Here is a 26,196-nt window from a genome sequence, read left to right as displayed (position 1 = left end):
ACCTGCCCCGCTCGACTCGATGCCCCCGCGACCGATGTGCCGCCCAGGCGTGAAAGGGATGACGAGAATGATATTCAGAACCGCGATGGCGTTGGCCCTAGGGCTGGCCGCCCCAGTGGCAGCGTTCGAGGGCGCGCCGCTGGAATGCAATTTCCAGACCGAATGCTATGACGCCGCCGGGTGCGAGCCGACCGATTACAGCCTTTCGGTCCGCCCCGACGGCGCGGATTTCATCATGTCGGACACGGCCGAGGACGTGCCCGCCGAAGCGGTCTTGATCGACAGGACCACCGCCTTTCTGGGCCGGGGCAATAGCGCGATCCGTCTTTTGACCGGGACCGAAGGCGAGACGGCGCGCCTGTCGGTCCATTCCGCCGGGGGGAACCTGATGCTGAACTATGCCGGGACCTGCGAGGCGGCGGAATGATGGATTTCCTGAACGGGCTGGTGGCCTTCCTGAACTTCGTGGCGATCCCCGCCACCGCCTATGGCGCGCAGCTTGCGCTTGGGGCGTTGGGGGTGACGCTGATCTACGGGATCCTGCGATTCTCGAACTTCGCGCATGGCGACACGATGGCCTTCGGGACCATGGCCGTGATCCTGGTGACCTGGGGGCTGCAGGCGCTGGGTGTGGGTCTGGGCCCGATCCCGACCGCGCTTCTGGCGCTGCCCCTGGGGATCCTCATCACTATCGGGTTGGTGCTGCTAACCGACCGCATGGTCTATCGGTTCTATCGTCGGCAGAAGGTTACGCCGGTGCTGCTGGTCATTGTCTCGATGGGGGTGATGTTCGTCTATAACGGCCTGACGCGTTTCATTCTGGGGCCGGACGACCAGAATTTCGACGACGGGACGCGGTTTCTGATCTCGGCCCGGGATTTCCGCAACATGACCGGTCTGGACGAGGGGCTGGCGATCCGAACCAGCCAAGCGATCACCGTGGTCGCGGCGGTGCTGGTCGTGGCCGTGCTGTTCTGGTTCCTGAACCGCACCCGCACGGGGAAGTCGATGCGCGCGTTTTCCGACAACGAGGATCTGGCGCTTCTTTCGGGGATATCCCCGGAGCGCGTGGTGGCGATCACCTGGATCATAGTGGCGGCCCTGGCCTGCGTGGCGGGCACGCTTTACGGGCTGGACAAGTCCTACAAGCCGTTCACCTATTTCCAGCTTCTGCTGCCGATCTTCGCGGCGGCCATCGTGGGCGGCCTGGGATCGCCGATCGGCGCCATCGCGGGCGGGTTCGTCATCGCCTATTCCGAGGTGATGATCACCTATGCGTGGAAGAAGGTGCTGGAATACTGGCTGCCCGAACGGCTGGAGCCCGACAGCCTGGTTCAGCTTCTGTCCACCGACTACAAGTTCGCGGTCAGCTTCGCGATTCTCGTGATCGTCCTGCTGTTCCGGCCCACCGGTCTGTTCCAGGGGAAAGCGGTATGAGAAACGTCCTTCTGTTCGCCGCGGTCGGTTTCCTGATCGTCCTGACCGGCCTGACCCAAAGCTGGAACGTCGCCCTGGGCATCTTCAACATGGGGCTTGTCAGCGCGATCATGGCGCTGGGGGTCAACATGCAATGGGGCTATGCGGGCCTGTTCAACGTGGGCGTCATGGGCTTCGTGGCCTTGGGCGGTCTGGCGGCGGTGCTGGTCGGCATGCCCCCGGTAGGCGAAGCCTGGACCGCAGGCGGCGCACGGGTCATCGGCGGGCTTCTGGTGGGTGCAGGCGTGATCGTGGCCGCCGTTATCGCCTTCACCCGCATGGGCAAGGGGGCAACGCGCACCGCCGCGATGATCGTGATCCTGGTGGTCGGGTTCTTCTTGTTCCGGTCGGTCTTCGATCCGGGCGTACAGGCGATCGAGGACGTGAACTCGGCGCTCGAGGGGTATCTGGGCGGGCTTGGCCTGCCGATCCTGATCGCGTGGCCGGTCGGCGGCCTGCTGGCGGCGGGCGCCGCCTGGGCCATCGGCAAGACGGCACTGGGGCTGCGGTCGGATTATCTGGCCATCGCGACGCTGGGCATCGCCGAGATCGTCATCGCAGTCCTGAAGAACGAGGACTGGATGAGCCGGGGCGTGAAGAACGTGATCGGCCTGCCCCGCCCTGTGCCTTACGAGGTCGACCTGCAACAGAACCCCGGCTTCGTCGAGCAAATGGCCGCCATCGGCGCGGATCCGGTCACGGCCTCGTCGGTGGTGGTCAAGCTGGGCTATGCGGCGCTGTTCATCGTGGTGCTGGGGATCGTGCTGTGGCTGGCGCAGGCCGCGCTGGCCTCGCCCTGGGGGCGGATGATGCGCGCGATCCGCGATAACGAGGTCGCGGCCGAGGCGATGGGCAAGGACGTCACGCGGCGGCACCTGCAGATCTTCATCCTGGGCTCGGCCGTGTGCGGGATCGCGGGGGCGATGATGACGACGCTGGACGGGCAGCTGACCCCGGCCTCCTATCAGCCGCTGCGCTTCACCTTCTTGGTCTGGGTGATGGTGATCGTCGGCGGATCCGGTAACAACTGGGGCGCCGTGCTGGGCGGGTTCCTGATCTGGTTCCTGTGGGTGCAGGTCGAACCGCTGGGGCTGTGGCTGATGTCCACGATCTCGTCCGGGCTGCCCGAGGGGTCGATGCTGCGCGACAGGTTGCTGGAATCGGCGGCGCATATGCGTCTGTTCACCATGGGGCTGGTACTTTTGCTGGTGCTTCGCTTCGCGCCACGGGGTCTGATCCCTGAGCGGTAAGGGCACCATCGCCATCCTCGCCGCCGGGTCCGCCTCGCGAATGCGGGGCGGCGACAAGTGCCTGGAGCTTGTGGGCGGCGTGCCGCTTCTAAGGGTGCTGGTCGATCGGGCAGCGGCAATCGGGTGGGACGTTGCGGTCACGTTGAGGCCCGGATCGGAACGCCGACAACATCTAGACACCTCGACAACGCGGGTTGTCGAGGTGTCGGATGCCGACGCGGGCATGGCTGCGTCGTTCCGGGCGTTGTCGGGGATCGAGGGTCCGCTGATGGTCTGCCTGGGCGACATGCCAGAGATCGAGACCGCAGACATGGAAACGCTGATCGCGGCCTATGACGGCACGGCGCCTGTGAGGGCGACGGCGCAGGACGGCACGCCCGGTCAGCCGGTGATCTTTCCACCGGGACTGGTGGCTGCGATGGCGCGGCTTGAGGGAGACAAGGGGGCGCAGGGGCTGTTGAAGGCCCATCCGCCCCGCCTGGTTCCCCTGCCCGGCCAGCGCGCGATCACCGATCTCGACACGCCCGAAGCTTGGTCGGAGTGGCGCGCGCGAACTGGGATCCGGAATTAGGCGATCACGCCCGACTTGTGCATGTCTCTGGCGTAGAGCCATAGAAGGACGGTGAACACGACGGCGATCCACAGCGTAGCGAGGGCCGGCCAACCTGCAAGCTGCAGCACCGGCGGGTTCGAGAACAGCGACAGCCAGACCGCCACGACGAAGGTGGCGAACATGGAGACGGCCAGGATTACTGGCGCGAAGCTCACCCTTGCGGCCAGCAGCAGGACGCCCAGAAGGCCCACCCAGGCCGACAGCGCCCAAGCCCCGTCGACCCAGTCCGGCATGGTCTGCACGAAAGCGGCCTGCCGACCCGACATCATCGTCAGCCACGGCTGCCAGTCGTACTGGATTGAGGTGTAGTCTACGACCCCGATCAGATGCCACACGACACCCAAGGTGACGACGATCCAGAAGTGCCAGGGCGTGGGGTGCATGCGTCTCTCCGTTTCGTGACTTGGAACAGCTATGGCACCGTCCCCGGCGGACAAGTCAAGTCAAGAAAGGAGTTGCGCCTCGAACCGCTTGAGGACGCGCCGGCCGGTGACGGGCTGACCGCCGGCGAGGCGCAGCGGCTCGGTTTCGGACCACGTCCCTTCCGTCAGGATGATCTCGTGCGAGGCGAGCGAGATGGAGAGCCACCCAGCGGCCGGGGCGTCGGTCCATTCGACGCCGTGCCGACCGACCAGATCGCCCGCGGCCACGAAAGCTTCGTCGACATCGAAGAACAAGCGCATCTGGCCCGACACCACGAGAACCCTGTGCGTGGCCGAGACGGTCATGTCACGCTCGGGCAGATCATGACCCAGCGCCCCCTTGCGGATCAGCACGGCGCGGGTTGTCCGGGTCTCGCACAGTTCGTGGTTGATCGCGATGATCCGCTGGAGGCCGGAATCGCGGGTCAGAACAGATTCGCCGATACGCAGCGCCTCGACCGGGCATTCGCCCCGACCCGTCGCGACACGGGCCCCCATCGCCAATCCGGTGAACCACGTATTCTGAGGCGAGGTCTGAATAGGGCGGGCGAGGCGGTCGAAAAGAGAGGCCATTGGATGTCCTGTCGCACTGATTGAGAGGAACGGCACGCCGTTCTGCTTGCCACAAGAGTACCCGGTCCCGGGGCGTTACTGGAAGGAATTGTGACCAAATCGGGGAAAGTTTTCATAAGTCCTGGGAAACGATTCAGGCCGAATTGCAGCACCGATCACGGTCCCGGGACAATCGGGATGTATGTGGAAATGGACCGGAATTCAGGGCGTTATTGTGGTCGCCCCGGCAACGATCCCCATGGCGAAATCGTGGTGAATCTCGAGCGGAAACCAGTCCAATGCCATCTGGTGGAGCAGAATCGTTTCCCCGAATGGCTCCCGCGGTCGCGAATCTTTGCGGTGATCAGGAGCCTGTGGCCGCCGGAAACGAAAAAAGGAGCGGTTTCGAGACCGCCCCTTTCGCCTTTGTTCTTATCGTGGGCTCACCCGTGAAGAAGCGCGGCCTCGTGCTTTTTCAGGCTGCGACGTGCGGCGCGGTATTCCTTCGCGCCGGCGAGCGTTGCAAGATCGGGAAACAGGGTCAGGATCTCCGCCCGCTGAGCTTGGCCGATGCTCTTCAAGCTGTAATCGCCAGGCTGGAAGCTTTCCGACCAAGTTCCGTCCGAAACCACGACCTCGTGTCTGTCGAACATGAAATGTACGTAACTGACGGCCTGCGGGGCAACCTGGTCGATCCCTGCCAAGTGCGTCAGATGCTTGGCCGCGACCAGAACCTCGCGTTCCTCAAAATAGAGGACCGTCTCGTCCGAGGCGGAGAGCATCCTGTGGTTCGGGCTGACGATCATGTCGCGTTCGGGCACGCCATTGCCCAGCGCGCCTTTGCGGATCAGAACCGGCGTCAATTCGGGCTGGGCCGAAACCTCGGACCGGGTCAGATCCTTGCGCCCCACCCACCGGATTTCCTGGATGCCGTTATCGCGGGTGATGACGCGGTCGCCCTCGCGTAAATCCTCGACCGGGACTTCCCCTTTCGCCGTGGCAATCAGCGTGCCGGGCGTGAAACAGGGAATGAAGCGTTCGATGTTCTCGTAATTGATATTGAAGGATTCACCGGTATCGGGGTTCGACACCGTGATCTGACCCGAGAAACTGTCGGTACCGTTGTCGTCGCCCGAGGGGTTCTGGGTCCGTATGTTGACCTCGAACCCGCGCGCGATCACCTCGCGGAAGTCGATGACATCTCCGGACTCGCTGGAGCCGCCCTTGATCAGCAGATCGCCGCCATTGACCGTGCCCGGCAGAGGAACGAAGACATCGTTCCCGTCCTCGCCATACAGCTTGTCATTCTCGCCATAGCCGGTGAGCGTATCGTCGCCAGTGCCGCCGTATACGTCGTCGGGGTCGTTCATCCCGGTGCCGGCATCCAGCACATCGTCGCCGTCGCCGCCCGAAATGGTATCCCGACCGCCGAAACCGGAAATGGTATCGTTCCCCGCTCCGCCGGACAGGCTGTCGTTCTGATCGGTCCCTTCGATGCTGTCATCGCCGGGCGTTCCGTTCTTCGTGGCCATCTTTTTTTCCTTTCCGCTATAGGACGGAAGATCGTCTTCTGATGTTCCCGGATCCGTGGATGCCGGTCGCCCCCCTGCAGCGGTCCGGGATCGAGGCCCGATCGCCGATCCGCAAATCGGGGACTGGATCAGACAGATCCAGCCCCCGAGTGTTCTTCTGTTCCGTCACCCGGCGGCGCGCGCCGGATGGCCGTCGTCAATCCTGAAGCAGAAGTCGGGCTTCGTGCTTCTTGAGGCTACGCCGGGCCGAACGATACCCCTCGATCCCCTGGGGCAAGTCGAGCTCGGGGAAGAGGCTTACGATTTCCTGCCGCTGTGCGTCGCCGATGCCCTTCAGCGTATAGTCCCCCGGCTGGAAGCTTTCCGACCAGGTCCCGTCCGACAGAACCACCTCGTGGCGATCGAACATGAAGTGGATGTAGCTGACACCCAGTGCCTCGACCTGCTCAATACCTGTCGAATGCGTCAGATGTTTGGCAGCGACAAGGACTTCCCGCTCTTCGAAGTAGAGCGCCGCCTGATCAGACGCCGAAAGCATCCTGTGGTTCGGGCTGACCAGCATATCACGCTCCGGCAGGCCGTGGCCCAGCGCACCCTTGCGGATCAGGACCGGCTTCAGCTCGGGCTGGCGCAGCAGCTCGTTGCGGGTCAGACGCTTCTCGCCCGTCCAGCGGATCTCTTGGATGCCATTGTCGCGGGTGATGACACGGTCGCCCTCGCGCAGATCTTCGACCCGCATTTCGCCCTTGGGGGTGGCGATCAGGGTGCCGGGGGTGAAGCAGGGAATGATGTTCTCGATATTCTCGTACTCGAGACGCCCCGTTTCGTTCCCACCGGCGTCGAAGAAGACCACCGTGCCGTCGGTCCCGTCATTCGGGCTGTCGCCGTCGACGGTATCACCCGGATCATCGTCATCGGTCTTGTTGATGATCTTGTACGAGCCACCCGGTTGCAGCGATCCGGTCAGGTCGAGCGTGTCGTAGTCGTCGCCGCCAGAGCCACCGAAGACCGAGTCTCCCTCGCCCACCAGGATGAAGGTGTCGCGGTCGTCCTCGCCGAACAGGGAGTCGCTGCCCGGGGCGTCGCCCCCGTTGATGGTGTCGTCGCCGGTGCCGCCATAGACGGTATCGTCGCCGCCGGCCGCGTTGATCGAGTCGTTGCCAGCACCGCCTTCAAGGAGGTCGTGCCCCAGGCCACCGACCAGCGTATCGTCGCCACCATCGCCCCGGATCGTATCGTCCAGGATGCTGCCGCGGACGAAGTCGTTGCCGTCCCCGCCTTCCAGCGTGTCGTTGCCGCCGTTGCCGACGATCTCGTCATCGCCGTCGCCACCGCGGAGATAGTCGTCGTCATCCCCGCCGGAGATGAAGTCGTTTCCGGCGCCACCGTCGATGGTGTCTTCGCCACCCTGGCCCCGGATCGAGTCGTCGCCGTCGCCACCCTTGATGTCGTCGTCGCCTTCGCCGCCCAAGACGGTGTCGTCGCCCTGTCCGCCGAGGATGGTGTCGTTGCCCTCGCCACCTTCGACATGATCGTCGTCGATGCCGGCATCGATGTAGTCGTTTCCGGCGCCGCCGAAGACGGTGTCGTCATCGTCGCCCGTGATGATGTGGTCGTTGCCGTCCCCACCATCCACGTAGTCGCGGCCGTCATCGGTATTGGGGTCGACATCGTCGGTCAGCGTATCCACGCCGGCCACAATGGTGTCGTCGCCGTCGCCACCATAGATCGTGTCGGCGCCCTGGACGTCGAGGATCTTGTCGTTGCCTTCGCCGCCTTCGACATAGTCGTCGTCGATGCCGGCCTCGATCAGGTCGTCGCCTTCGCCGCCATAGATCGTATCGGCATCGTCGCCCGTGCGGATCGTATCATTGCCCGCCCCGCCATTGACGCTGTCGCGATCGTTGTCGGGGTCCGGATCCATGTCGCCCAGGACATCGGGATCCTCGGCGCCAGCCGGATCGGGCGACACGAAAGGCACATCGGTGTCGAAGGCCGCGTCGCCGCCGCGCGTGTCGATCAGATCGTCGCCGCCGCCGCCATCGACGGTGTCCTGCCCGTCGCCGCCATAGATCGTGTCGTTGCCGTCGGATCCTGACGGAACCGTGTAGGACAGGTTGTCGATGGCGCCCGACCCTTCGAGGATAACCTCCATCCGGGCAACGCCATCGGTGTTGATGTCGATGGTCGCCTGACCGTTGTTCCCGGTCGTCGGGATCGAGATCGTGTCGATCAGGTTGTTGTGCGCATCATAGAGTTTGATCTTACCGCCGTCCTCGCGGTGATCGATATCGAGGACAGTCAGCGAATGCACTTCGGACGGGTCGTCGAATTCGAAAACGAACTTGCCGCCATCGGCGTCGTCATCGGGATCGTGGGAATTGCCATCCTCGCTGAGGATCAGGACCTTGCCCAGATTGCCGGTCGCCAGATCATGATCGCCGCCCGTCGGGTTGGCCGTGTCGAAGGCCATCACCTTGTTCGTCGGGCTCGAGATCGTCACGCCGTCCGAGACATACTCGTCGTCGACGATCTGACCCTTGTGCAGATCGTTGAAATCCAGCGTGACCTTCTGTGGCCCAGAGCCGCCGTCGCCTGAAATCGAGTCGTTTCCGTCGCCGCCTTCGAGCTTGTCGTCGCCCGAACCGCCCGTGATCGTATCGTCGCCCCCCTCGCCGAAGATCGTGTCGTCGCCAACACCGCCCGAGAGGTCGTCGTCGCCCGCAGCGGTATCCCCTCCCGGCACGCTGCCGATGTGGATGTCGGAGATGTTGATGTCCGACTGCCCACTTCCGTCAGCGGCGTGCACGATCTCGATGCGGGTGACCGGCCCGGGGATCGAGATCGTCGCGGCCTGGGTCGAATCAGCGGCGTCGTTCGTCTCCTGGTTCAGCTCGGTGATCTTTCCGTCGGGACCGACCTGCAGATCGCCGCTTTTCGACGGGTCGAGCACGGAGATGTCGACCTGAACGGGATTGCCGTTTTCGTCATAGGCCAGCACTTGCACGTAACCGACATTCGCGTCGATATCCGAAATGGTGAAGGTGACATCCTCGACCGGGGTGTCGAACCCGATCTCGTATTTGCCCACGTCGTCGTCATGGGCTTCGGACAACAGGCTGGATTTCGAGCTGACATCGTCGTCGAGCGTGCCGACATAGATGCTCTCGTCGCTGAACTCCGTTTCCAGGTCGCTCTTTCCGGGGGTCTTCACCGTGACCTTCACGTCACCGACCTGCTGGGTCAGTGTCTTGCCGTCCAAGTCGTCGCCATCGTCGATCTTGTCGCCAGAATAGCTGATGTGCGTATCGGGCAGCTCGCTCCACCGGAAGATCAGATCGTCACCGCCGCCGGGCAGGTCGCTGTCACCGTAGATCACGTCGTTGCCGCTGCCGCCATCGACCGTATCGTCGCCGGCGCCCGCATAGACCGTGTCATTGCCATCCTCGGATTCGATCACGTCATCGCCGCCCCGTGCGTCGACGATATCGTCGTCCGACCCGACATTCCCGAAGATCGCGTCGTTGCCGTCGATCCGGTCGCCGTCCGAATCCTCATACCCTGCGACGATCGAGTCCGCGCCCTCGGTTCCGTCGACGATTCCATCTTTCTTGGTTGTGGACTTGGGCCAATAGGTCATCTCAATCTCCAATTCTCGGGGGCATGACATGCGCCATGCAAACCCGGGCACTCCGATCGGTCGGCCGAAGCCGTCCCATGAGCCGGCGAACCGGCCACTGCATCACGATGTGCTCAAGATCGAGGACTTCGCCCCCGCGAGCAGACACCTTTGCCTTCCCGGCCTCTTCGGACAGTCAGGCAGGCCGTCCCCCAACGGCCATGTCGGTTCCCCGACACCTTATGTTTTACTCAAACCTTCGCGAAAGCGTTAGCTGAAAATTATCAAGAGCTTGCCTTATTTGGCCTGCCACGGGCGCGGTTGACCGTGATTCCCGCAGGATCGTTTCCGAACCGATCCCACTTCGGGATGGAACGCGTGGCGAGAAACGCCAGCATTCTTTGATAAAATCTGTTGTGGGCTGGCATGTGGCCCGCGATGATTGCTTGGCCGTCGTTTCCAATATGGGGACAAAACCTGACGTGTGAGGCGCAAGCTTGCTCGCGAACCGCGCCGCAAAAAGAGGCGGACGGGAACCAATGAGGTACATCGCGCCCGACTATTTCCAATCTCACGAATAATCGAACGATTCGATCGGCCGGTCGGTCCTGCCTACGCGGCCATTTGACCGCGATCCGCAGAAAGAGAGGTGGTGCGGGCGGCGGGACTCGAACCCGCACGGGCCATGCCCTAGGGATTTTAAGTCCCCTATGTCTACCATTCCATCACGCCCGCCCGGCCATCTTGCGTGCCACCGATGGAACGGCGCACGCTTTGTAGCGAGAGCTTATGCTTAACCGGCGCGACCATGACAACCGAGACGCTACGCAAATTTTCCGGGGATCGCACCACACGGGAAACGATATCCAAGAACGAGGTGCCGTTTGCCCCGGCGGCCGGGGTCGGCACCGATGGGGATGGCGTACTTGGTTCACGACCTGCGGCAAAAGCGATCGTCGCCAATCGAAAGCTCTACGACCTTCGCCTGTTCAGACCGTGTTTACCCGGGCGCGCTAGGGTCCTGTCCAAAGGACCGTCCGAGCGCATGCGGCACGCGCCCGGCGCGAGAGGGTTGCGGGGAGCATCTGGAATGTCGATCGGGCGATGCGGAAGGAAATTTCGGTTCGACCTCGGGCAAGGCAGGCATGGCATTCGTGTCGGCCTATAGTCTTCCGGACATTTCACGTCACAATGTGATCCTGTTCTATACGCTGTTCGGGGTCGCTTTCGGGCTGTTGTTCCCGGCCATCGGGCTTGGCGCCGATTACCTTGTCCTTCGGCCCGGTCACGGATCCCTGGGCACCCGCATTCTCACGAATCCCATTCACGGGATCGTCGCCCTTGCGCCGCTTGTCTTGGGCGCGGTCTTTCACATCATCGGTCGAATTCAGCTTGCGCTGCGGGACAAGAATACCCGTCTGCAGGCCGCCTTGGAAAGCGCGCAAAGCGCGGATATCGCAAAGTCCGAGTTTCTGGCCGCTGTCAGCCACGAACTTCGGACTCCCCTGAACGGGGTGATCGGCATGTCCGATCTACTGTCGAAGACCGACCTCGATCCAGACCAGGGGTTTTTCGTCGACACGATCCAGTCCTCCGGCCAGTCGCTTCTGACCGTCATCAACGACATCCTCGACTACGCCCGGATCGAGAACGGGGTTCTGGAGACCCACGTCGCTCCGTTTGCCCTGCGTTCCATGGTCGAGGAACCCGCCCGGCTGCTTTCGGTCCTGAGCGCGCAGAAGGGGCTGGAGCTGATGGTCAGGGTCGATCCATCCCTGCCAAACGTGGTCAGGGGCGACCGGGCAAGACTGGTTCAGGTGATAATCAACCTCCTCGGCAACGCCATCAAATTTACCGAAACCGGACACGTTTCGATTGATGCGATGCCGGACCCAGGGGACGCTTCTTGGATCAGGGTCGAGATCAGCGATACCGGGTGCGGTATTCCGGCCGCCCACCTGTCCACGATTTTCGAAAGGTTCGCGCAGGTCGACGGCACGCCCACCCGTCGGCAACAGGGAACCGGCCTGGGTCTTGCGATCACCAAGGGCCTTGTCGAAATCATGGGCGGACAGATAGAGGTCCGGTCCGCTGTCGGTCGCGGTTCCGTCTTCACGTTCCGCCTGCCTCTTCCGCCCGCCGAAGAAACCGCCGATCGCCCGCCCGGCATTCCCCTACCGTCGTTGGACGGCCGACGCGTCCTCGTCGTCATTCCACACCCGTCCGACCGGCGCACCCATGCCGAACTGTTCGAATCCTGGGGTGCCGAAACCGTGTCGGTTCCCACGGGATCGCAGGCGTTTGCCCATCTGGCCGCCGCCGGGACCGGACAACGCTTCGATCTCGTGCTCCTCGACCAGCACCTCCCGGACCTCAAAGCGGTGGAGGCGATCCGGGCGATCCGTTCGGACCCGGCCCTTGCGTTGACACCTATCGTTCTGCTGTGCCGCCTGATCGGCGATCCCGTCGCGGGACCTTCGGACGATCCGAAGGTCGTCAGAATGTCCAAACCGGTAGCGGCCGACGATCTCGCCAACGCGACCGCGCGACTTCTGAAGACACCTTTACGCGCGGCAGTCGTGGACCGCGAAAGTACACCTCGTCATCCGATCCCGGTCCCAGATGGACCACACCGAACGCCTCTGCCGCGCCGGGACCGAGCCACAGTACTTGTTGTCGACGACAATCGGACGAATATCGCTGTGGCTAGTCGGATGCTCGAGCTCATGGGATACCGCATACTCACGGCCCTTGACGGGCGGGTAGCCGTCGATCTGTTTCGCCGCGATCGCCCTGCCCTCGTGTTGATGGACGTCAGCATGCCGGTGATGGACGGTTATCAGGCGACCGGGGCCATCCGAGCTTTTGAGCGTGAGACTGGTCTGCCAAAGTCGTGCATTATAGGTCTGACGGCGCATGCCTCGCCCGAGGTGCGCAAGGCATGCCTCGAGCACGGCATGGATGATCACATAACGAAGCCGATTTCGTATGCGGCCCTCCAGGCGCTGTTCAGTCACGGTTCGCCCAAGGACACGCAGCCGGCAGAGGCCGTGCAATAGCGACGGCCCGGCCGTTCAGCCGGCCGGGCTGTCCGCACGCCTTGCCGCCGTCGTCCGGCCGTCGCGGAAGGTTTGACCCTTGCCTGTAGAATGGCTTATCAGGTTACGTCGACGGCACCGAGCGAAACACGTGTTCACTGGATTCCTTTATACCAGCGAGGCCAATCAGCCCCGCGAGCTGGACTCTCGGGTTTACCTGCAGAGCCGGAGGGACAATCGTGCCCGTGGGATTACCGGAACTCTTCACCGCCAGGGTTGCCTGTTCGTTCAGCATGTCGAAGGTCCTGCAGACCAGGTCGATGCGCTGCTTTCGAAGATCGCACGGGACGACCGGCACAGGGACATGACGATCCGTTGGTATGGCACGTTGCCTCAACGGCACTTCGATGGGTGGAGCATGTCCTATTCCACGGACCAGGATGCTTCTTGGGAGGCATGGGTTTCCCAGCGCAAGCGGCCGAGTTCCCTGCTGGAGGCCGACGCCGCAGACATTCACGCGTTCTTGGCGAATATCGTGATGCCGGACTATTCGTGATTTACCCCGGACGTGCCTCAATCGCGATCCGTGGATTTCTGTTGTGCCCGGGCGGGTTTCCCGTACCGGGTAAGACATACTCAACAAGACAAGGTTTTCACATGCGCCTCGCATCGCTCATCCCACTCTCCGCCATTCTGGGCATCGCGGCCTGTAGCGGCCTCGGAACCGGTGCCGTGGTGCAAGGTACGGGGTCGGAAGAGCTTTTGAAGCTTCGGGCGGGGCCGGGTCTTGGCTATAATGTCATCCTGGGTCTTCCGGACGGAACGCGGCTTGTCCGGCGGGACTGCATTACCGAGGTTGGACAGCTTTGGTGCCGCGTATCGCTCGCCGAATCCCCCGGGATCGTCGGCTATGTCTCAGAGGACTATCTGGGCGATCTGTAGACCGCCGTTCCCGGGGCCATCCTTGGCTGCGGGATGGGATTCTGCCGGGAGGAGGTCCCGGGGGCGCCCCGTGCTGGTTCATTCGTCCTGAAGCCGTGATTTTGCGATGGTACCCGCGGCCGGACTCGAACCGGCAAGCCTTTCGGCGGGGGATTTTGAATCCCCTGCGTCTACCATTCCGCCACGCGGGCCCGCATGTCGCGGGGTCGGGCAACCATCGCGGGGTCGGTGTAGCGACAAATCCGGGCGGGCGGAAGGGCCAAGATGCAAGAATGACACCGGGCCGCCGAACGCTGGAAAACCTCTGGTAGGAGTTCGACCAGTGACGGGCATTTCGAGTTGGAGCCGGATGACGGTTCGCCTTTTCAGCGCAAGATCAGAACCCCGGGACGCCGATCGTCACGTTCTGGTACATGCCCCACATCGCGGTGAAGAAGATCGACACCATGCCGATCACCTGAACTGCAAGCCGGTGCCGGGTCAGGCGACGCCGCAGATCCTCGCCCGACAGCTCTGCCGCGGCGATGTGTTCGGCGGTCCTGACGCTCAAAAAACTCACGCCTGTCATCGGGACCGCGATCAACGCCAGTGCCTGCGCGAACTCGACGCCATACACGAACCCCAGCAGCAGAAGCATCGTCAACGCCGCGGCCACGAGGGTGACAATGACCAAACCTGAAACCCGGGCGATATAGAGAAGACGATCGACGCGGATACGCACGACATCTTCCAGATCGGACTCGGCCTGGCCCCCATGCCGCGCTGCGCGCCCGACCATGTCGTATGGCACGCCCAGAACGTAGTGGCTGGCCGTCGACCAGATCGTCGCGAGGACGATCCAGTACCACAGGTTCGAGAACGACCGCATGTCGATGAGTTCGAATACCGATTGATACCAGTTCACCGCTTATCTCCGAAGGGCCGTGACCCCGCGCTTACACTTGAGACGTCGGGAATTCCATGCGACCAAGGCCATCGATCACGTTCCGTTGCAGAGGGACCACCCCATGGCGCCCCATCCCGCCCCCTTCCCAGCCACCCGCCTGCGCCGTCTGCGTCGCACACCGCAGCTGCGCGCACTGGTCCGCGAGGCCACCCTGACGCCATCGGATTTGATATGGCCCCTCTTCATCCGCGAGGGACAGGACACGCGAGAGCCCATCGCGTCGATGCCCGGCGTGGATCGACTGTCTCTCGACATAGTCGTCGAGTCTGCCAGGGAAGCAGCGGCGTTGGGCATTCCGGCAATCTGTCTGTTTCCCTACATCGACCCGTCGCTGAAGACCGAAACCTGCGAAGAGGCCTGGAGCCGTGAAAACCTGTCGAACCGCGCCACGCGTGCGATCAAGGAGGCCGTGCCGGACATCGCCGTGATGACGGATGTCGCACTGGATCCGTACAATTCGAACGGCCATGACGGGATCGTTCGCGACGGCGTCATCGTGAACGACGAAAGCGTCGAAGCCTTGGTAAAGATGGCGCTGGCGCAAGCCGATGCGGGGGCCGACATCCTTGGCCCGTCCGACATGATGGATGGTCGTATCGGGGCCATGCGCATGGCACTGGAAGCCGAAGGCCACAAGGATGTGACGATCATGTCCTACGCCGCCAAGTACGCCAGCGGCTTTTACGGGCCGTTCCGCGACGCGGTGGGGGCCTCGGGCGCGCTGAAAGGCGACAAGAAGACCTACCAGATGGACCCGGCCAACGCGGATGAGGCGATGCGCCTGATCGCGCGAGATCTTTCCGAGGGTGCGGATATGGTCATGGTGAAGCCGGGAATGCCGTACCTGGATATATGCCGGAGAGCGAAAGACATGTTCGCCGTGCCGACCTATGCCTACCAGGTGTCCGGCGAGTATGCGATGCTGAACGCGGCGTTCCAGAACGGCTGGCTGGACCGCGAGACCGTGATGATGGAAAGTCTGACCGCGTTCAAACGCGCCGGGTGCGACGGGATCCTGACCTATTTTGCCCCCGAAGCTGCGCGCCTTCTTAACGGCTAGAGGGCACGGATCTGTTGCGCGAACGCGCACGACGTCGGCGGGAACACGACCAATCCGTGTGCAAAGGATGACAGCGATGCGTCCCGCGCCTATGCTGGCACCTGAGCGGTCGGGACAAGGCCGCCATCCGAATGGCAATCGGCAGTAGAAGGGACACCTCCCCATGAAAACGATCACGCGGCGCGCAGCGATGCTTGGCGCGCTTGCAACAGGCGGCACCTTGCTGGCCGGATGCGCCAATGGCGTCGGCTCGAGCGGGTCGCAGACAATCGACGCCCGTGTACAGTCCACCATGAACTACCTGTATTCCGCTTTCCCGGGCACGGAACAGTTACGCCGGAAATCTGCGGGCGTCCTGGTTATGCCGCTGATGACGAAAGCCGCGCTGGGTGCCGGTGGCGCCTACGGACGGGGCGCGCTGTTGGTAAACGACACTACTGTCGATTATTATTCCGCCGCTCAGGCAAGCCTCGGGTTCCAGATCGGCGCGCAGCAATACGCTCATGCCCTTTTCTTCATGACGAACGACGCGCTCTATAATTTCCGGACCTCGCCGGGATGGGAAGCCGGGGGCGACATCGAATACGCGTTGCGGGACCGGGGTGGCAATCTTACGGCGACAACGCTGACCTCGACCGCGCCGGTCATTGGTCTGATCTTCGGTCAGGCGGGGCTGATGGCGGGCGCATCCGTGGACGGCACGAAGTACACGCGCATCATCCCTTGAGGGTGGTCCGTCCATCGCCTAAACCCCACCGGAACCGAACTTTCCAAGGGGTGTCCGCGCCATGGCCGAGAAAAAGAACCCGATCGCACGTGGCGTCATCTGGGTCGTGATGCTGCTTCTGATCGTCGGGCTGGCCGGGTTCGGTGCGACGAGTTTCGGCGGCTCGACCCGGGTGGTCGGCACCGTCGGTGATACCGAGATCGGGCTTGATCGCTATGCCCGGCAGCTCCAGCAGGAAATCCGCGCGTTCGAAGGGCAGACGGGGCAGAACATCCCCATCGCCCAGGCGCGCGAGATGGGCATCGACCGCATCGTGTTGCAACGCCTGATCGCCCTCGCGGCGCTGGAGGACGAGGCGGACGATCTGGGCCTGTCGGTCGGCGATGAGGAAGTCGCCCGATCCATCCAGGACATTCAGGCGTTCCAGGGCGCCGATGGCGGGTTCGACCGCGAGGCATACCGCTTCGCCCTGCAACAGAACGGGCTATCCGTCGCCCAGTTCGAGGCGCAGCTTCGGGATGAAACGGCCCGCTCGCTGCTTCAGGGTGCCGTGATCTCGGGCATTCAACCGCCCGCGACGTTCGTGGATGCGCTTTACGAATACGCCAGGGAAACCCGCGACCTGACCCTGGTCAGCTTTGGCCCGGATGCGCTGGAAGGCGATCTGCCGGAGCCGACGGAGGAGCAACTGGTAGAGTACTATGAAGCAAATGAAGATGCGTTCACTCTGCCCCGCCGCAAGCGCATCACATACGTGTGGCTGTCGCCCGAGACAATGCGCGAAACCGTCGAGGTCAGCGACGAGGCCGTGCAGAACCTCTATGAGCAACGCACCGAACAATACGACCAGCCCGAACGCCGCCTCGTGGAGCGGTTGGTGTTTCCCGACGACGAAGCCGCACGGCAGGCCGCTGACGCCATCGAGGCGGGCGACACCGATTTCGAGACCTTGGTTCAGGATCGAGGCCTGACCCTTTCGGATATCGACCTCGGGGACGTGTCCCGCGCCGATCTGGGCCCATCCGCTGATGCGGTTTTCGCGCTTGACGATCCGGGCATCGCCGGACCCGCGCCCACGCCGCTCGGTCCTGCGCTGTTCCGGGTGAACGCCATCCTGGAGGCGCAACAAACACCGTTCGAAGATGTAGAGGACGAGCTGCGCGCCGAAGTCGCCCTTTCCGCAGGCCGCCGCGCCATCGAAGGCCGGATCGAGCCGATTCAAGATTTGCTGGCTGGTGGCGCGACGCTGGAAGAGATCGCCGACGAGACCGAGTTCACGCTGGGCGAAACCGTATGGTCCCCCGGTGAGGCCAGCGAAGCCGGTGCGGATATCGACGCCTATGCGGCATTCCGCGAGGCCGCTCTGGACGCCGAACCCGGCGATTTTCCGGAACTGGAGGAACTGTCCGACGGGGGGCTTTTCGCCCTCCGCGTCGAAGAGATCCTCGAGCCTGAGCTTCAGCCGCTGGATGCGGTGCGTGCAGAGGTCGAGGCCGGATGGGAAGTCGAAGCGCGCCGCGCCCGTCTGGTGGAGCAAGCCGAGGCCGCGCGAGACGCGCTTTCGCAAGGCACCGCGGCCGACCAGCTTGGGGCCACGGTTCGGCGAGAGACGGAGCTTTTGCGCGACGCGTTCCTCGAAGGCCAGCCCGCCGATCTGATCGAGCTCGCCTTCACCCTGCCGGAGGGCGACTCGACAGTCGTGTCGGGACAGGATGGCGCCGTTCTTGTCCGTGTCGACGCCGTGTCGGTTCCCGGGGGCGCCACCGAAGAGGCGGTGGCTATCAAGGAAGGCGTGCGCACGGCCGCCGGCCAAGGCATAGCCCAGGATATCACGGCGGCCTTCACCTCGGCGCTGGAAGCTCAGAAGGGCATTTCGCTCAATCAGTCCGCAGTGAATGCGGTGCTGTCGCAGATGAACTGATGCAGCTGGTTCCCGACTTCGCCGGTTTCGAGCGCGGCTATAACGCGGGCCGCAACCAGGTTGTCTATGCCCGTATCGCGGCCGATCTCGACACCCCTGTTTCGTTAATGCTGAAACTCGGTCAGGCTGCACGGGACACGTTCATGCTGGAATCGGTCACCGGCGGCGAAGTGCGCGGGCGATATTCCATCATCGGGATGAAGCCCGACCTGATCTGGGAGTGCCGCGGCACCACGAGCCGCGTGAACCGCCAAGCGCGTTTTGACGATACCGCGTTCGAGGCCATGGATGCGCCACCGCTGGATGCGCTGCGCGAACTTCTGGCGGAAAGCCGCATCGACCTGCCCGTCGATCTGCCAGCCGCATCCGCCGGCCTGTTCGGGTATCTCGGGTACGACATGATCCGGTTGGTGGAGCGTTTGCCCGATGTGAACCCCGACCCGCTGGGTCTGCCCGACGCCCTGATGCTGCGGCCGTCTGTCGTGGCCGTTCTGGATGGGGCCAAGGGCGAGGTCACGATCGTCGCACCGGCCTGGGTCGCGTCCGGACAATCGGCGCGGGCCGCTTACGCCCAGGCGGGCGAGCGGGTAATGGACGCACTGCATGATCTGGATCGCGCGATGCCCGGAAACGCGCGCGAGTTCGGGGATACGGACGCCCTGCCCGATCCCACGTCGAACATAGCCCGCGCGGACTATTTGCGGATCGTCGAACGCGCCAAGGAGTATATCGCGGCGGGCGATATCTTTCAGGTCGTCCCGTCGCAACGCTGGACTCAGAACTTTCCCCTTCCTCCCTTTTCGCTTTACCGAAGCCTCAGGCGCACGAACCCGTCGCCCTTCATGTTCTACTTCAACTTTGGCGGCTTCCAGGTTGTCGGCGCCTCGCCCGAGATCCTCGTCCGCGTCATGCAAGGCGAGGTCACGTTGCGCCCCATTGCGGGCACCCGTCCCCGCGGCAAAACCCCGGAAGAAGACCGCGCTCTCGAAGCGGACCTGCTGGCCGACACGAAGGAACGGGCCGAGCATCTGATGCTTCTGGACCTCGGGCGGAACGACGTCGGCCGCGTGGCCCGGATCGGCACCGTGCGCCCGACCGAGGAATTCATCATCGAACGCTACTCCCACGTCATGCACATCGTCTCGAACGTGGTGGGCGAGCTGCGCGAGGATCAGGACGCCTTGTCCGCGCTTTTGGCCGGCCTGCCGGCGGGCACTGTCTCGGGCGCGCCGAAGGTCCGCGCGATGGAGATCATCGACGAGCTGGAGCCCGAGAAGCGCGGCATCTATGGCGGCGGACTGGGCTATTTCAGCGCAGGCGGCGACATGGACATGTGCATTGCCCTGCGCACCGCGGTGGTGCAGGACGGCAAGCTGTATTTCCAGGCGGGCGGTGGCGTCGTATTCGACAGCGACCCCGAAGCCGAGTTCCAGGAGACGGTGAACAAGGCGGGCGCCATCCGCCGCGCGGCCGAGGACGCTGGTCGATTCACCGGCAACGGCAATCGCTAGTGCAAGGTAAATTCCCCGGTGATATGTCGCCATTCACCGGGCGCCAGAAGCTTCCGGTGCGTGTACCGCACGGAATGGAGCGGCCCCTCGATCTCGCGCTGCCAGTATTCGATGAAGTCGAAAAGCTTCGGATGATCGGGCGCCAGATCGTAATCCTGCCAGACATACGTGTTGAGGACATGCTTGTAATCGGGCATGCGATAGAAGAACTCCGCAGTTGTCACGCCATACCCTTTCAGTAGCATTTCGCCTTCTGTCATTGCTGCTCTCCTTGCCAATGCACTCAGAGTGCGAAAGCAGGATTAAAAATCAATAAAAACAATCTATTGGCAGTCGATCCGAAGTGCTGCCAAACTGATGCCGAGACTCCGATTGCTCACCATATCCATGTGCTGATATAGTGAAAAGCAACAAGATCTGGGAAAATCCCACCGGAAAGGCCCCCCGTTGAGCGACACGCCCGAGCCCCCCGAACTGCCCGAAGATGATGCATCGCGCCCCTCTGGTCCTTCGATTTCGATCGTTGACGAGATGCAGTCGTCGTTCCTGGATTATGCAATGTCCGTCATCGTCAGCCGCGCGATTCCCGATCTGCGCGACGGGCTGAAGCCGGTTCACCGCCGCATCCTCTATGCGATGCACGAGACCGGCAACACGCATGACAAGCCCTACCGCAAGTCCGCGCGCCCCGTGGGCGACGTAATGGGCAAGTACCACCCGCACGGCGATTCTGCGATCTACGAAGCGCTGGTGCGGATGGCGCAGGACTTTTCGATGTCCCTTCCGCTTCTGGACGGCCAAGGCAACTTCGGCTCGATGGACGGCGATAACGCCGCGGCCATGCGCTATACCGAAGTCCGCATGGACAAACCTGCCCAGGCCCTTCTCGCCGATATCGAGAAGGAGACGGTGGATTTCCAGGATAACTACGACGGCAAGGACCTTGAACCCACCGTCCTTCCGGCGCGTTTTCCGAACATGCTGGTCAACGGCGCGGGCGGTATTGCGGTGGGCATGGCCACGAACATCCCGCCCCACAACTTGGGCGAGGTGGTCGACGGTACGCTGGCGCTGATCGAGAACCCCGACCTGTCGACCGAACGCCTGATGGAGATCATTCCCGCTCCCGACTTCCCGACCGGGGCGCAGATCCTCGGGCGTTCGGGCGCGCGCAAAGCGTATCTGGAAGGGCGAGGCTCGGTCATTATTCGGGCCAAGGCCCGGGTCGAAGAGGTCTCGAAGGGCCGTGAAGCGCTGATCTTCGAGGAGATCCCCTATCAGGTAAACAAGGCCGCGCTGATCGAGCGCATCGCTGAGCTGACCAAGGAAAAGCGTCTCGAAGGCATTTCGGCCGTTCAGGACGAATCCGACCGGGTCGGCGTGCGCGTGGTGGTCGAACTGCGCAAGGATGCGACGCCCGATGTCGTGTTGAACCAGCTATACCGGTTCACGCCCCTTCAAACCTCGTTCGGCTGTAACATGCTGGCGCTGCATGGCGGCCGTCCCGAACAGCTGACGCTCCGGGATTTCCTCACGCATTTCATCACCTTCCGGGAAGAAGTTGTTGCCCGCCGCACCGCGTTCGAACTGCGCAAGGCGCGCGAGCGGGCGCATGTTTTGTGCGGCCTGGCCGTCGCTGTTTCGAACGTGGACGAGGTTGTGCAGACCATCCGGTCTTCGCGCGATGCGCCCGAGGCCCGCTTCCGCCTGATGGAGCGTCGGTGGCCCGCCGCGGAGATCGCCCCGTTCATTCGGCTGATCGACGATCCCGGGCATACCGTCAACGAGGACGGAACCTACAACCTGTCCGAGGTGCAGGCCCGCGCGATCCTCGAGCTGCGGCTGCAACGTTTGACGCAACTCGGCGTACAGGAAGTTACGGACGAGCTTGAAGAACTGGCCGGCAAGATTAAGAATTTCCTCGATATTCTTCGGTCGCGCGAACGGATCATGGCGATCATCTCGGACGAGCTGCGCGAGGTGCGCGAGCAATTCGCCGTGCCCCGCCGGTCCGAGATCATCGACTGGGCCGGCGACATGGAGGACGAGGACCTCATCGAGCGAGAGGATATGGTCGTCACCGTCACGGCCACCGGATACATCAAGCGGACCCCTCTGGCCGATTTCCGGTCGCAGCGTCGGGGTGGCAAGGGTGTGTCCGGCGGGGCGCTGAAGGACGACGATGTCGTCACCACGCTGTTCGTCGCCAATACCCATACCCCGCTTCTGGTCTTCACCACGACCGGCATGGTGTTCAAGCTAAAGACCTGGCAGCTTCCCGCAGGCTCGCGTTCGTCGCGGGGCCGGGCCTTGAACAACGTGATCCCGGGCCTGCAGTCGGGCACCGGTATTGCCGCGATCATGCCCGTCGACAGGCCGGAGGAGGACTGGAGCGAACTCCAAATCGTCTTCGCCACGTCGGCGGGCGAAGTGCGTCGCAACGCGCTGTCGGATTTCACCAACGTCATGCGCAACGGCAAGATCGCGATGAAGCTGCCCGAAGACGGGGATGTCAGCTTGGTGAACGCCCGGATCGCCTCGGAAGCCGATGACGTGATGCTGGTCACAGCGCTCGGGCGGGCGATCCGCTTCCCGACCGTCGAGGTGCGCGTCTTCAAAGGCAGGGATTCAACCGGCGTTCGGGGAATTCGCCTGGCCGACGGGGACCGCGTGGTCTCAATGGCCGTGATCCGCCATTTCGAGGCGTCGCCGGAAGAACGGCAGACCTACCTCAAGATGCGCCGTGCGATGATGGGCGTGACCGAGGAGCCGGAGGCCGACGAGGACGACGGCACGACCGAGGCGCAGGAGTTCAGCCAGGAACGCTACGCCGAGATGTCAGCCGCCGAAGACCTGATCCTGACCGTGACTTCGCAGGGCATGGGTAAGCTCAGTTCGAGCCATGATTATCCGGTTCGCGGGCGCGGCGGTCAGGGAGTCATGGCGATGGACAAAGCGATGCGCGGCGGACCCTTGGTCGCATCTTTCCCCGTTGATATGGACGACCAGATCATGCTCGCTACGTCGCGCGGTCAATCGATCCGCGTACCGGTCGACGGCATCTCGTTCCGGTCGCGCGGCGCGGGCGGCGTGCGCGTGTTCAAGACCGGCGAAGGCGAAGAAGTCGTCACGGTCGCGTGGATTGCCGAACAGGCCGAGGATGATACCGTTGAAGAGTAGCTTTGGCCCTTGGAGCGTGGATTGCACCGAGGCACCTCATAGCGCGACTGCACGATGCGGAGGCTGACATGACGCACGTTCTGAACATCATCGGCGGCGGAATGGCCGGGTCCGAAGCGGCGTGGCAAGCCGCGAAGATGGGAGTCCGGGTCGTCATTCACGAGATGCGGCCGAATACTGGGACCTTCGCACATCGGACCGGCAACTTGGCCGAAATGGTATGTTCGAACTCGTTCCGCTCGGACGACGATGAACAGAACGCGGTCGGTCTTCTTCACTGGGAGATGCGCCAGGCCGGTGGCCTGATCATGCAAACAGCCGACCAGCATCGCCTGCCTGCGGGCGGAGCCTTGGCTGTCGACCGAGATACCTTTTCCGAGGCAGTGACAGCGACGCTGAAGTCCCATGGAAACATCACGGTTCAACCTTCTGAGATTACTGAAATCCCCTCCGAGGGGTCATGGATCGTCGCGACCGGCCCCCTGACATCGGGCGCTTTGGCGGAAGCCATCCGGACCGAGACCGGCGCCGATCAGCTGGCCTTTTTCGACGCCATCGCCCCTATCGTCCATGCTGATTCCATCGACATGGATCTCGCTTGGCGCCAGTCTCGTTACGATAAAGGTGAGACCGAGGAAGAACGGACGGCCTATATCAACTGTCCGATGACGCGCGATCAGTACGAGGCCTTTATTGACGCGCTTCTCGAGGCTGAGAAAACCGAGTTCAAACAGGGTGAAACCGCCGGATATTTCGACGGATGCCTGCCGATCGAGGTCATGGCCGAGCGTGGGCGCGAAACCTTGCGGCACGGCCCCATGAAACCGGTCGGGCTGACGAACCCGCATGACCCCGAAACCAAAGCTCACGCGGTGGTTCAACTGCGGCGGGACAACCAATTGGGAACGTTGTATAATATTGTCGGCTTCCAGACCAAGATGAAGTATGGGGCGCAAACTTCTGTTTTCCGGATGATTCCAGGATTGACCGAGGCTCGGTTCGCCCGGCTTGGCGGTATTCATCGAAACACGTTCATCAATTCACCCACGCTACTGGATGAGCGTCTGCGCCTGAGGTCGAAGCCCAACGTGCGGTTTGCCGGACAGATCACCGGCGTCGAAGGCTATGTCGAATCCGCCGCGATGGGGCTTCTTGCCGGACGCCTCGCCGCCTCTGAGCTTTTGGGCCTAGACGTGCCCAGTGTTCCATCGACAACGGCCACTGGCGCCCTCGTAACCCACATAACCGGCGGGGCTGACGCTAAGACGTTCCAGCCAATGAACGTTAATTTTGGTCTCTTTCCGCCGGTTGATCTGAAGGGCGGCCGACGCAATCGCCCTGCTCGCTACAAGGCGTATACCGATCGCGCCAAGGCCGATTGGACCGCGTGGCTGGACGCGGCGGGATGTCGCGACGCCGCGTGATCACGAGGTTTGCGCCGTCCCCGACGGGCCCGCTTCACCTCGGGCACGCGTTCTCGGCCATGACCGCGTTCGATATGGCGAGAGCCCACGGCGGGTGTTTCGTTTTGCGGATTGAAGATATCGACCGCAGCCGGTCGCGGGTGAAATGGGAACGTGAGATCGAGCGAGACTTGGCATGGCTGGGGCTGTCATGGCCGCGCCCTGTTGTGCGGCAATCCGATAGGGCGCCAGCATATAGAGAAGCGCTTCTCAGATTGGCCGAACGTGGGCTGACCTACGCATGTATTTGCAATCGCAGTGACATCCGCGAGGCCGCGGCTGCCCCGCAGGAGGGGGCGCCGATGTTGGGACCGGATGGCATCGTATACCCGGGCACGTGCAAACACGCCGATCATCCGTATGAAGGTTCGGCGATAAGGTTGCATATGGACCGCGCGCTCGCCCTCGTTCCCGAGATCGCGTTCGAGGAAACCGGCGCGGCAGGGACCGGGCGGATCGCTTTGGATGCTGAGCATATGCTGCGAATGATCGGGGATGTTGTGCTCGCACGGCGGGACATGGGGACAAGTTACCATCTGTCCGTCGTCCTCGACGATTCAGCGCAGAGCATATCGCATGTGGTGCGCGGTCTTGATCTGTTCGACGCGACTCCAATTCACGTTTTGCTCCAATCCCTTCTGGGGTTGAGATCCCCTATATACCACCATCACCGACTGATACGGGATGACACGGGAAAACGGCTCGCCAAACGAGATGACGCCAGGTCCATCGCAGCCTATCGCGACACGGGAGCAACGCCCGCGGACATCAGGCGCTTGGTTGGTCTTCCATCGGCGTCATGAGCTCGACTTCCGCCCCGTCGCGGACTGCCGTGTAAAAGCAGGTGCGACGGCCTGTATGACACGCCGGGCCGTCCTGCCTGACAAGCATCAGAAGGCAGTCGCGATCGCAATCGATCCGCATCTCGATCAAGTGCTGACGATTCCCGCTCGTTTCCCCCTTGGCCCAGAATGCTTGGCGGGACCTGCTCCAGTAAGTGACGTGCCCGGTGTCCAGCGTGCGCGAAATCGAGTCGGCGTTCATCCACGCCAGCATCAGAACCTCTCCGGTTTCGGCATCCTGTGCGATAGCCGGCACCAAGCCGTTGGCGTCGAACGTCAAATTCGCGGGATCGAACATCTGCGACCTTTCCGGGGCTTTGCGTGGGATCGTGCGGCCCCTAGATAAGAGGCGGCGACGACGAGGGGAACCCATGGCCGACAGCGATCTCATCAAGCTTTATTCGGGCCGCATTCTGGAACTGGCCGCGGAAATTCCGCACACCGCCAGACTGGACGTGCCGCATGCCACCGTGCGCAAACGCTCTCCCCTATGCGGTTCGACCGTAACGGTGGATGTCGCGGTGGACGGTGGGCGGGTGACCGCCTTTGGCCAGGATGTGAAGGCCTGCGCTCTGGGCCAAGCGGCCGCGTCCGTCGTCGGTGCCTCGATCGTGGGACGAACCCGGGCGGAAGTCGAACAAGCGCGGGACGAGCTTAAAGCGATGCTGACAAGCGAAGGTGCCGTTCCGACAGCCCCGTTCCAAGGCCTGGAAGTTCTCATGCCTGCCCGAGATTATAAGAATCGGCACGCGTCCATCATGTTGACCTTGGACGCCACGGCCGAGGCGATCGCGGCGGCCGAGGAAAATGCTACTGCATAATGAAAAAACCGCCGCTCATCCGAAGATGGCGGCGGCAGGAATGCGTCTTTGCAATCGACAGGATCGAGGCTGATCCGGCTTCGGCGCATACGGGTGTCTGCGCGTGGCCCGGGTGCCGAATGCGATCTAACGCAGGCAGGGAAGCCTAGAGAAGCGGCAGGTGGAGGCCCGCAATAAGGAAGATCGCCAAAGCGGCGCATCCCATGAAATCTTCCAGCAGCGTGTCCGAACGGCGGAGCGTTTGGGTTGCGGTGTGGATCATAGTGGCCCTCCTTCATATC

Annotated in this window: 22 protein-coding genes and 2 tRNA genes; 15 read left to right on the top strand and 9 right to left on the bottom strand. The window is 62.9% G+C overall.

Translation table 11 applies throughout. From position 1 onward, the window contains the following. Positions 1-67: 67 nt before the first annotated feature. The 4 genes from PAA8504_RS00465 to PAA8504_RS00450 are packed head-to-tail and all read left to right on the top strand — an operon-like array spanning position 68 to position 3,297. Positions 68-427, top strand: a complete 360-nt coding sequence (locus PAA8504_RS00465; RefSeq protein WP_108892213.1) for a hypothetical protein — start codon at positions 68-70, stop codon at positions 425-427. Further along, a complete protein-coding gene (locus PAA8504_RS00460) occupies positions 427-1,437 on the top strand; it encodes a branched-chain amino acid ABC transporter permease (protein WP_108892212.1) in 1,011 nt (336 codons plus the stop codon). The genes PAA8504_RS00465 and PAA8504_RS00460 overlap by 1 nt, the downstream gene beginning before the upstream one ends. Next, positions 1,434-2,726: a branched-chain amino acid ABC transporter permease gene (locus PAA8504_RS00455; RefSeq protein WP_108892211.1), complete on the top strand. Its 1,293-nt coding sequence runs from the start codon at positions 1,434-1,436 to the stop codon at positions 2,724-2,726. Before PAA8504_RS00460 ends, PAA8504_RS00455 begins: the two co-directional genes overlap by 4 nt. After that, complete coding sequence (locus PAA8504_RS00450) at positions 2,716-3,297, top strand: nucleotidyltransferase family protein (RefSeq protein WP_281259932.1); 582 nt, start codon at positions 2,716-2,718, stop codon at positions 3,295-3,297. Before PAA8504_RS00455 ends, PAA8504_RS00450 begins: the two co-directional genes overlap by 11 nt. On the opposite strand, the gene PAA8504_RS00445 is transcribed toward PAA8504_RS00450, so the two are convergent. From PAA8504_RS00445 to PAA8504_RS00425, 5 genes are all read right to left on the bottom strand, one after another. Next, positions 3,294-3,722, bottom strand: coding sequence for a hypothetical protein (locus PAA8504_RS00445; RefSeq protein ID WP_108892209.1), 429 nt, complete (start codon positions 3,720-3,722; stop codon positions 3,294-3,296). The two genes, PAA8504_RS00450 and PAA8504_RS00445, sit on opposite strands and share 4 nt — an antisense overlap. Before the next feature lie 60 nt (positions 3,723-3,782). Continuing rightward, positions 3,783-4,334 carry a Hint domain-containing protein gene (locus PAA8504_RS00440; protein ID WP_108892208.1) on the bottom strand — a complete coding sequence of 184 codons (552 nt, stop codon included), beginning with the start codon at positions 4,332-4,334 and terminating at the stop codon, positions 3,783-3,785. 422 nt (positions 4,335-4,756) lie between these two features. Then, positions 4,757-5,845: a Hint domain-containing protein gene (locus tag PAA8504_RS00435; RefSeq protein WP_108892207.1), complete on the bottom strand. Its 1,089-nt coding sequence runs from the start codon at positions 5,843-5,845 to the stop codon at positions 4,757-4,759. 196 nt (positions 5,846-6,041) lie between these two features. Continuing rightward, positions 6,042-9,485 carry a Hint domain-containing protein gene (locus tag PAA8504_RS22670; RefSeq protein ID WP_181375653.1) on the bottom strand — a complete coding sequence of 1,148 codons (3,444 nt, stop codon included), beginning with the start codon at positions 9,483-9,485 and terminating at the stop codon, positions 6,042-6,044. A 629-nt stretch (positions 9,486-10,114) separates the two neighbouring features. Beyond that, positions 10,115-10,199, bottom strand: a tRNA-Leu gene (locus PAA8504_RS00425). 410 nt (positions 10,200-10,609) lie between these two features. Between PAA8504_RS00425 and PAA8504_RS00420 the strand changes: the two genes are divergently transcribed. The 3 genes from PAA8504_RS00420 to PAA8504_RS00410 all read left to right on the top strand — a co-directional run bounded on the left by PAA8504_RS00420 (position 10,610) and on the right by PAA8504_RS00410 (position 13,444). Next, positions 10,610-12,523, top strand: coding sequence for a response regulator (locus PAA8504_RS00420; RefSeq protein WP_181375652.1), 1,914 nt, complete (start codon positions 10,610-10,612; stop codon positions 12,521-12,523). 130 nt (positions 12,524-12,653) lie between these two features. After that, a complete protein-coding gene (locus PAA8504_RS00415) occupies positions 12,654-13,058 on the top strand; it encodes a BLUF domain-containing protein (protein ID WP_181375651.1) in 405 nt (134 codons plus the stop codon). A gap of 101 nt (positions 13,059-13,159) precedes the next feature. Continuing rightward, positions 13,160-13,444, top strand: a complete 285-nt coding sequence (locus PAA8504_RS00410) for an SH3 domain-containing protein (protein WP_108892203.1) — start codon at positions 13,160-13,162, stop codon at positions 13,442-13,444. A 107-nt stretch (positions 13,445-13,551) separates the two neighbouring features. Here the strand turns inward: PAA8504_RS00410 and PAA8504_RS00405 are convergent. Next, a tRNA-Leu gene (locus tag PAA8504_RS00405) sits at positions 13,552-13,635 on the bottom strand. A gap of 185 nt (positions 13,636-13,820) precedes the next feature. Then, complete coding sequence (locus tag PAA8504_RS00400; RefSeq protein WP_108892202.1) at positions 13,821-14,348, bottom strand: component of SufBCD complex; 528 nt, start codon at positions 14,346-14,348, stop codon at positions 13,821-13,823. A 103-nt stretch (positions 14,349-14,451) separates the two neighbouring features. Here PAA8504_RS00400 and hemB point away from each other — a divergent pair, with 103 nt between their 5' ends. From hemB to trpE, 4 genes are all read left to right on the top strand, one after another. After that, entirely contained in the window at positions 14,452-15,450 is a 999-nt protein-coding gene (gene hemB, locus PAA8504_RS00395) for a porphobilinogen synthase (RefSeq protein WP_108892201.1), read from the top strand. 163 nt (positions 15,451-15,613) lie between these two features. Beyond that, on the top strand, positions 15,614-16,177 hold the full coding sequence (locus PAA8504_RS00390; RefSeq protein ID WP_108892200.1) for a lipid-binding SYLF domain-containing protein: 564 nt from the start codon (positions 15,614-15,616) through the stop codon (positions 16,175-16,177). 61 nt (positions 16,178-16,238) lie between these two features. After that, complete coding sequence (locus PAA8504_RS00385) at positions 16,239-18,098, top strand: SurA N-terminal domain-containing protein (RefSeq protein ID WP_108892199.1); 1,860 nt, start codon at positions 16,239-16,241, stop codon at positions 18,096-18,098. Beyond that, positions 18,098-19,609 (top strand): anthranilate synthase component I, encoded by a 1,512-nt coding sequence (trpE, locus tag PAA8504_RS00380; protein WP_108892198.1) that lies wholly within the window; start codon positions 18,098-18,100, stop codon positions 19,607-19,609. Before PAA8504_RS00385 ends, trpE begins: the two co-directional genes overlap by 1 nt. Here the strand turns inward: trpE and PAA8504_RS00375 are convergent. Then, on the bottom strand, positions 19,606-19,869 hold the full coding sequence (locus PAA8504_RS00375) for an usg protein (RefSeq protein WP_108892197.1): 264 nt from the start codon (positions 19,867-19,869) through the stop codon (positions 19,606-19,608). The two genes, trpE and PAA8504_RS00375, sit on opposite strands and share 4 nt — an antisense overlap. Positions 19,870-20,056: 187 nt before the next feature. On the opposite strand from PAA8504_RS00375, the gene gyrA reads away from it, so the two are divergent. From gyrA to gluQRS, 3 genes are all read left to right on the top strand, one after another. After that, positions 20,057-22,789 (top strand): DNA gyrase subunit A, encoded by a 2,733-nt coding sequence (gene gyrA / locus PAA8504_RS00370; RefSeq protein ID WP_108892196.1) that lies wholly within the window; start codon positions 20,057-20,059, stop codon positions 22,787-22,789. 68 nt (positions 22,790-22,857) lie between these two features. Beyond that, complete coding sequence (gene trmFO / locus PAA8504_RS00365) at positions 22,858-24,213, top strand: methylenetetrahydrofolate--tRNA-(uracil(54)-C(5))-methyltransferase (FADH(2)-oxidizing) TrmFO (protein WP_108892195.1); 1,356 nt, start codon at positions 22,858-22,860, stop codon at positions 24,211-24,213. After that, entirely contained in the window at positions 24,195-25,055 is an 861-nt protein-coding gene (gene gluQRS, locus PAA8504_RS00360; RefSeq protein WP_108892194.1) for a tRNA glutamyl-Q(34) synthetase GluQRS, read from the top strand. Before trmFO ends, gluQRS begins: the two co-directional genes overlap by 19 nt. Here gluQRS and hisI read toward each other — a convergent pair. After that, positions 25,021-25,392 carry a phosphoribosyl-AMP cyclohydrolase gene (gene hisI / locus PAA8504_RS00355; RefSeq protein WP_108892193.1) on the bottom strand — a complete coding sequence of 124 codons (372 nt, stop codon included), beginning with the start codon at positions 25,390-25,392 and terminating at the stop codon, positions 25,021-25,023. The genes gluQRS and hisI overlap by 35 nt on opposite strands. Positions 25,393-25,465: 73 nt before the next feature. Between hisI and PAA8504_RS00350 the strand changes: the two genes are divergently transcribed. Next, positions 25,466-25,915 carry an iron-sulfur cluster assembly scaffold protein gene (locus PAA8504_RS00350; RefSeq protein WP_108892192.1) on the top strand — a complete coding sequence of 150 codons (450 nt, stop codon included), beginning with the start codon at positions 25,466-25,468 and terminating at the stop codon, positions 25,913-25,915. The last annotated feature ends 281 nt before the right edge of the window (positions 25,916-26,196 follow it).

This window comes from Palleronia abyssalis (assembly GCF_900302445.1).
Classification (GTDB): domain Bacteria; phylum Pseudomonadota; class Alphaproteobacteria; order Rhodobacterales; family Rhodobacteraceae; genus Palleronia; species Palleronia abyssalis.
This window is presented reverse-complemented; position numbering and strand designations above follow the sequence as displayed.

Coding starts and splice junctions, on each gene's coding strand:
- PAA8504_RS00465 (WP_108892213.1), top strand. CDS start 68: ATGATATTCAGAACCGCGATGGCGTTGGCCCTAGGGCTGGCCGCCCCA.
- PAA8504_RS00460 (WP_108892212.1), top strand. CDS start 427: ATGGATTTCCTGAACGGGCTGGTGGCCTTCCTGAACTTCGTGGCGATC.
- PAA8504_RS00455 (WP_108892211.1), top strand. CDS start 1,434: ATGAGAAACGTCCTTCTGTTCGCCGCGGTCGGTTTCCTGATCGTCCTG.
- PAA8504_RS00445 (WP_108892209.1), bottom strand. CDS start 3,722: ATGCACCCCACGCCCTGGCACTTCTGGATCGTCGTCACCTTGGGTGTC.
- PAA8504_RS00440 (WP_108892208.1), bottom strand. CDS start 4,334: ATGGCCTCTCTTTTCGACCGCCTCGCCCGCCCTATTCAGACCTCGCCT.
- PAA8504_RS00435 (WP_108892207.1), bottom strand. CDS start 5,845: ATGGCCACGAAGAACGGAACGCCCGGCGATGACAGCATCGAAGGGACC.
- PAA8504_RS22670 (WP_181375653.1), bottom strand. CDS start 9,485: ATGACCTATTGGCCCAAGTCCACAACCAAGAAAGATGGAATCGTCGAC.
- PAA8504_RS00420 (WP_181375652.1), top strand. CDS start 10,610: ATGGCATTCGTGTCGGCCTATAGTCTTCCGGACATTTCACGTCACAAT.
- PAA8504_RS00410 (WP_108892203.1), top strand. CDS start 13,160: ATGCGCCTCGCATCGCTCATCCCACTCTCCGCCATTCTGGGCATCGCG.
- hemB (WP_108892201.1), top strand. CDS start 14,452: ATGGCGCCCCATCCCGCCCCCTTCCCAGCCACCCGCCTGCGCCGTCTG.
- PAA8504_RS00390 (WP_108892200.1), top strand. CDS start 15,614: ATGAAAACGATCACGCGGCGCGCAGCGATGCTTGGCGCGCTTGCAACA.
- PAA8504_RS00385 (WP_108892199.1), top strand. CDS start 16,239: ATGGCCGAGAAAAAGAACCCGATCGCACGTGGCGTCATCTGGGTCGTG.
- trpE (WP_108892198.1), top strand. CDS start 18,098: ATGCAGCTGGTTCCCGACTTCGCCGGTTTCGAGCGCGGCTATAACGCG.
- PAA8504_RS00375 (WP_108892197.1), bottom strand. CDS start 19,869: ATGACAGAAGGCGAAATGCTACTGAAAGGGTATGGCGTGACAACTGCG.
- trmFO (WP_108892195.1), top strand. CDS start 22,858: ATGACGCACGTTCTGAACATCATCGGCGGCGGAATGGCCGGGTCCGAA.
- gluQRS (WP_108892194.1), top strand. CDS start 24,195: ATGTCGCGACGCCGCGTGATCACGAGGTTTGCGCCGTCCCCGACGGGC.
- hisI (WP_108892193.1), bottom strand. CDS start 25,392: ATGTTCGATCCCGCGAATTTGACGTTCGACGCCAACGGCTTGGTGCCG.
- PAA8504_RS00350 (WP_108892192.1), top strand. CDS start 25,466: ATGGCCGACAGCGATCTCATCAAGCTTTATTCGGGCCGCATTCTGGAA.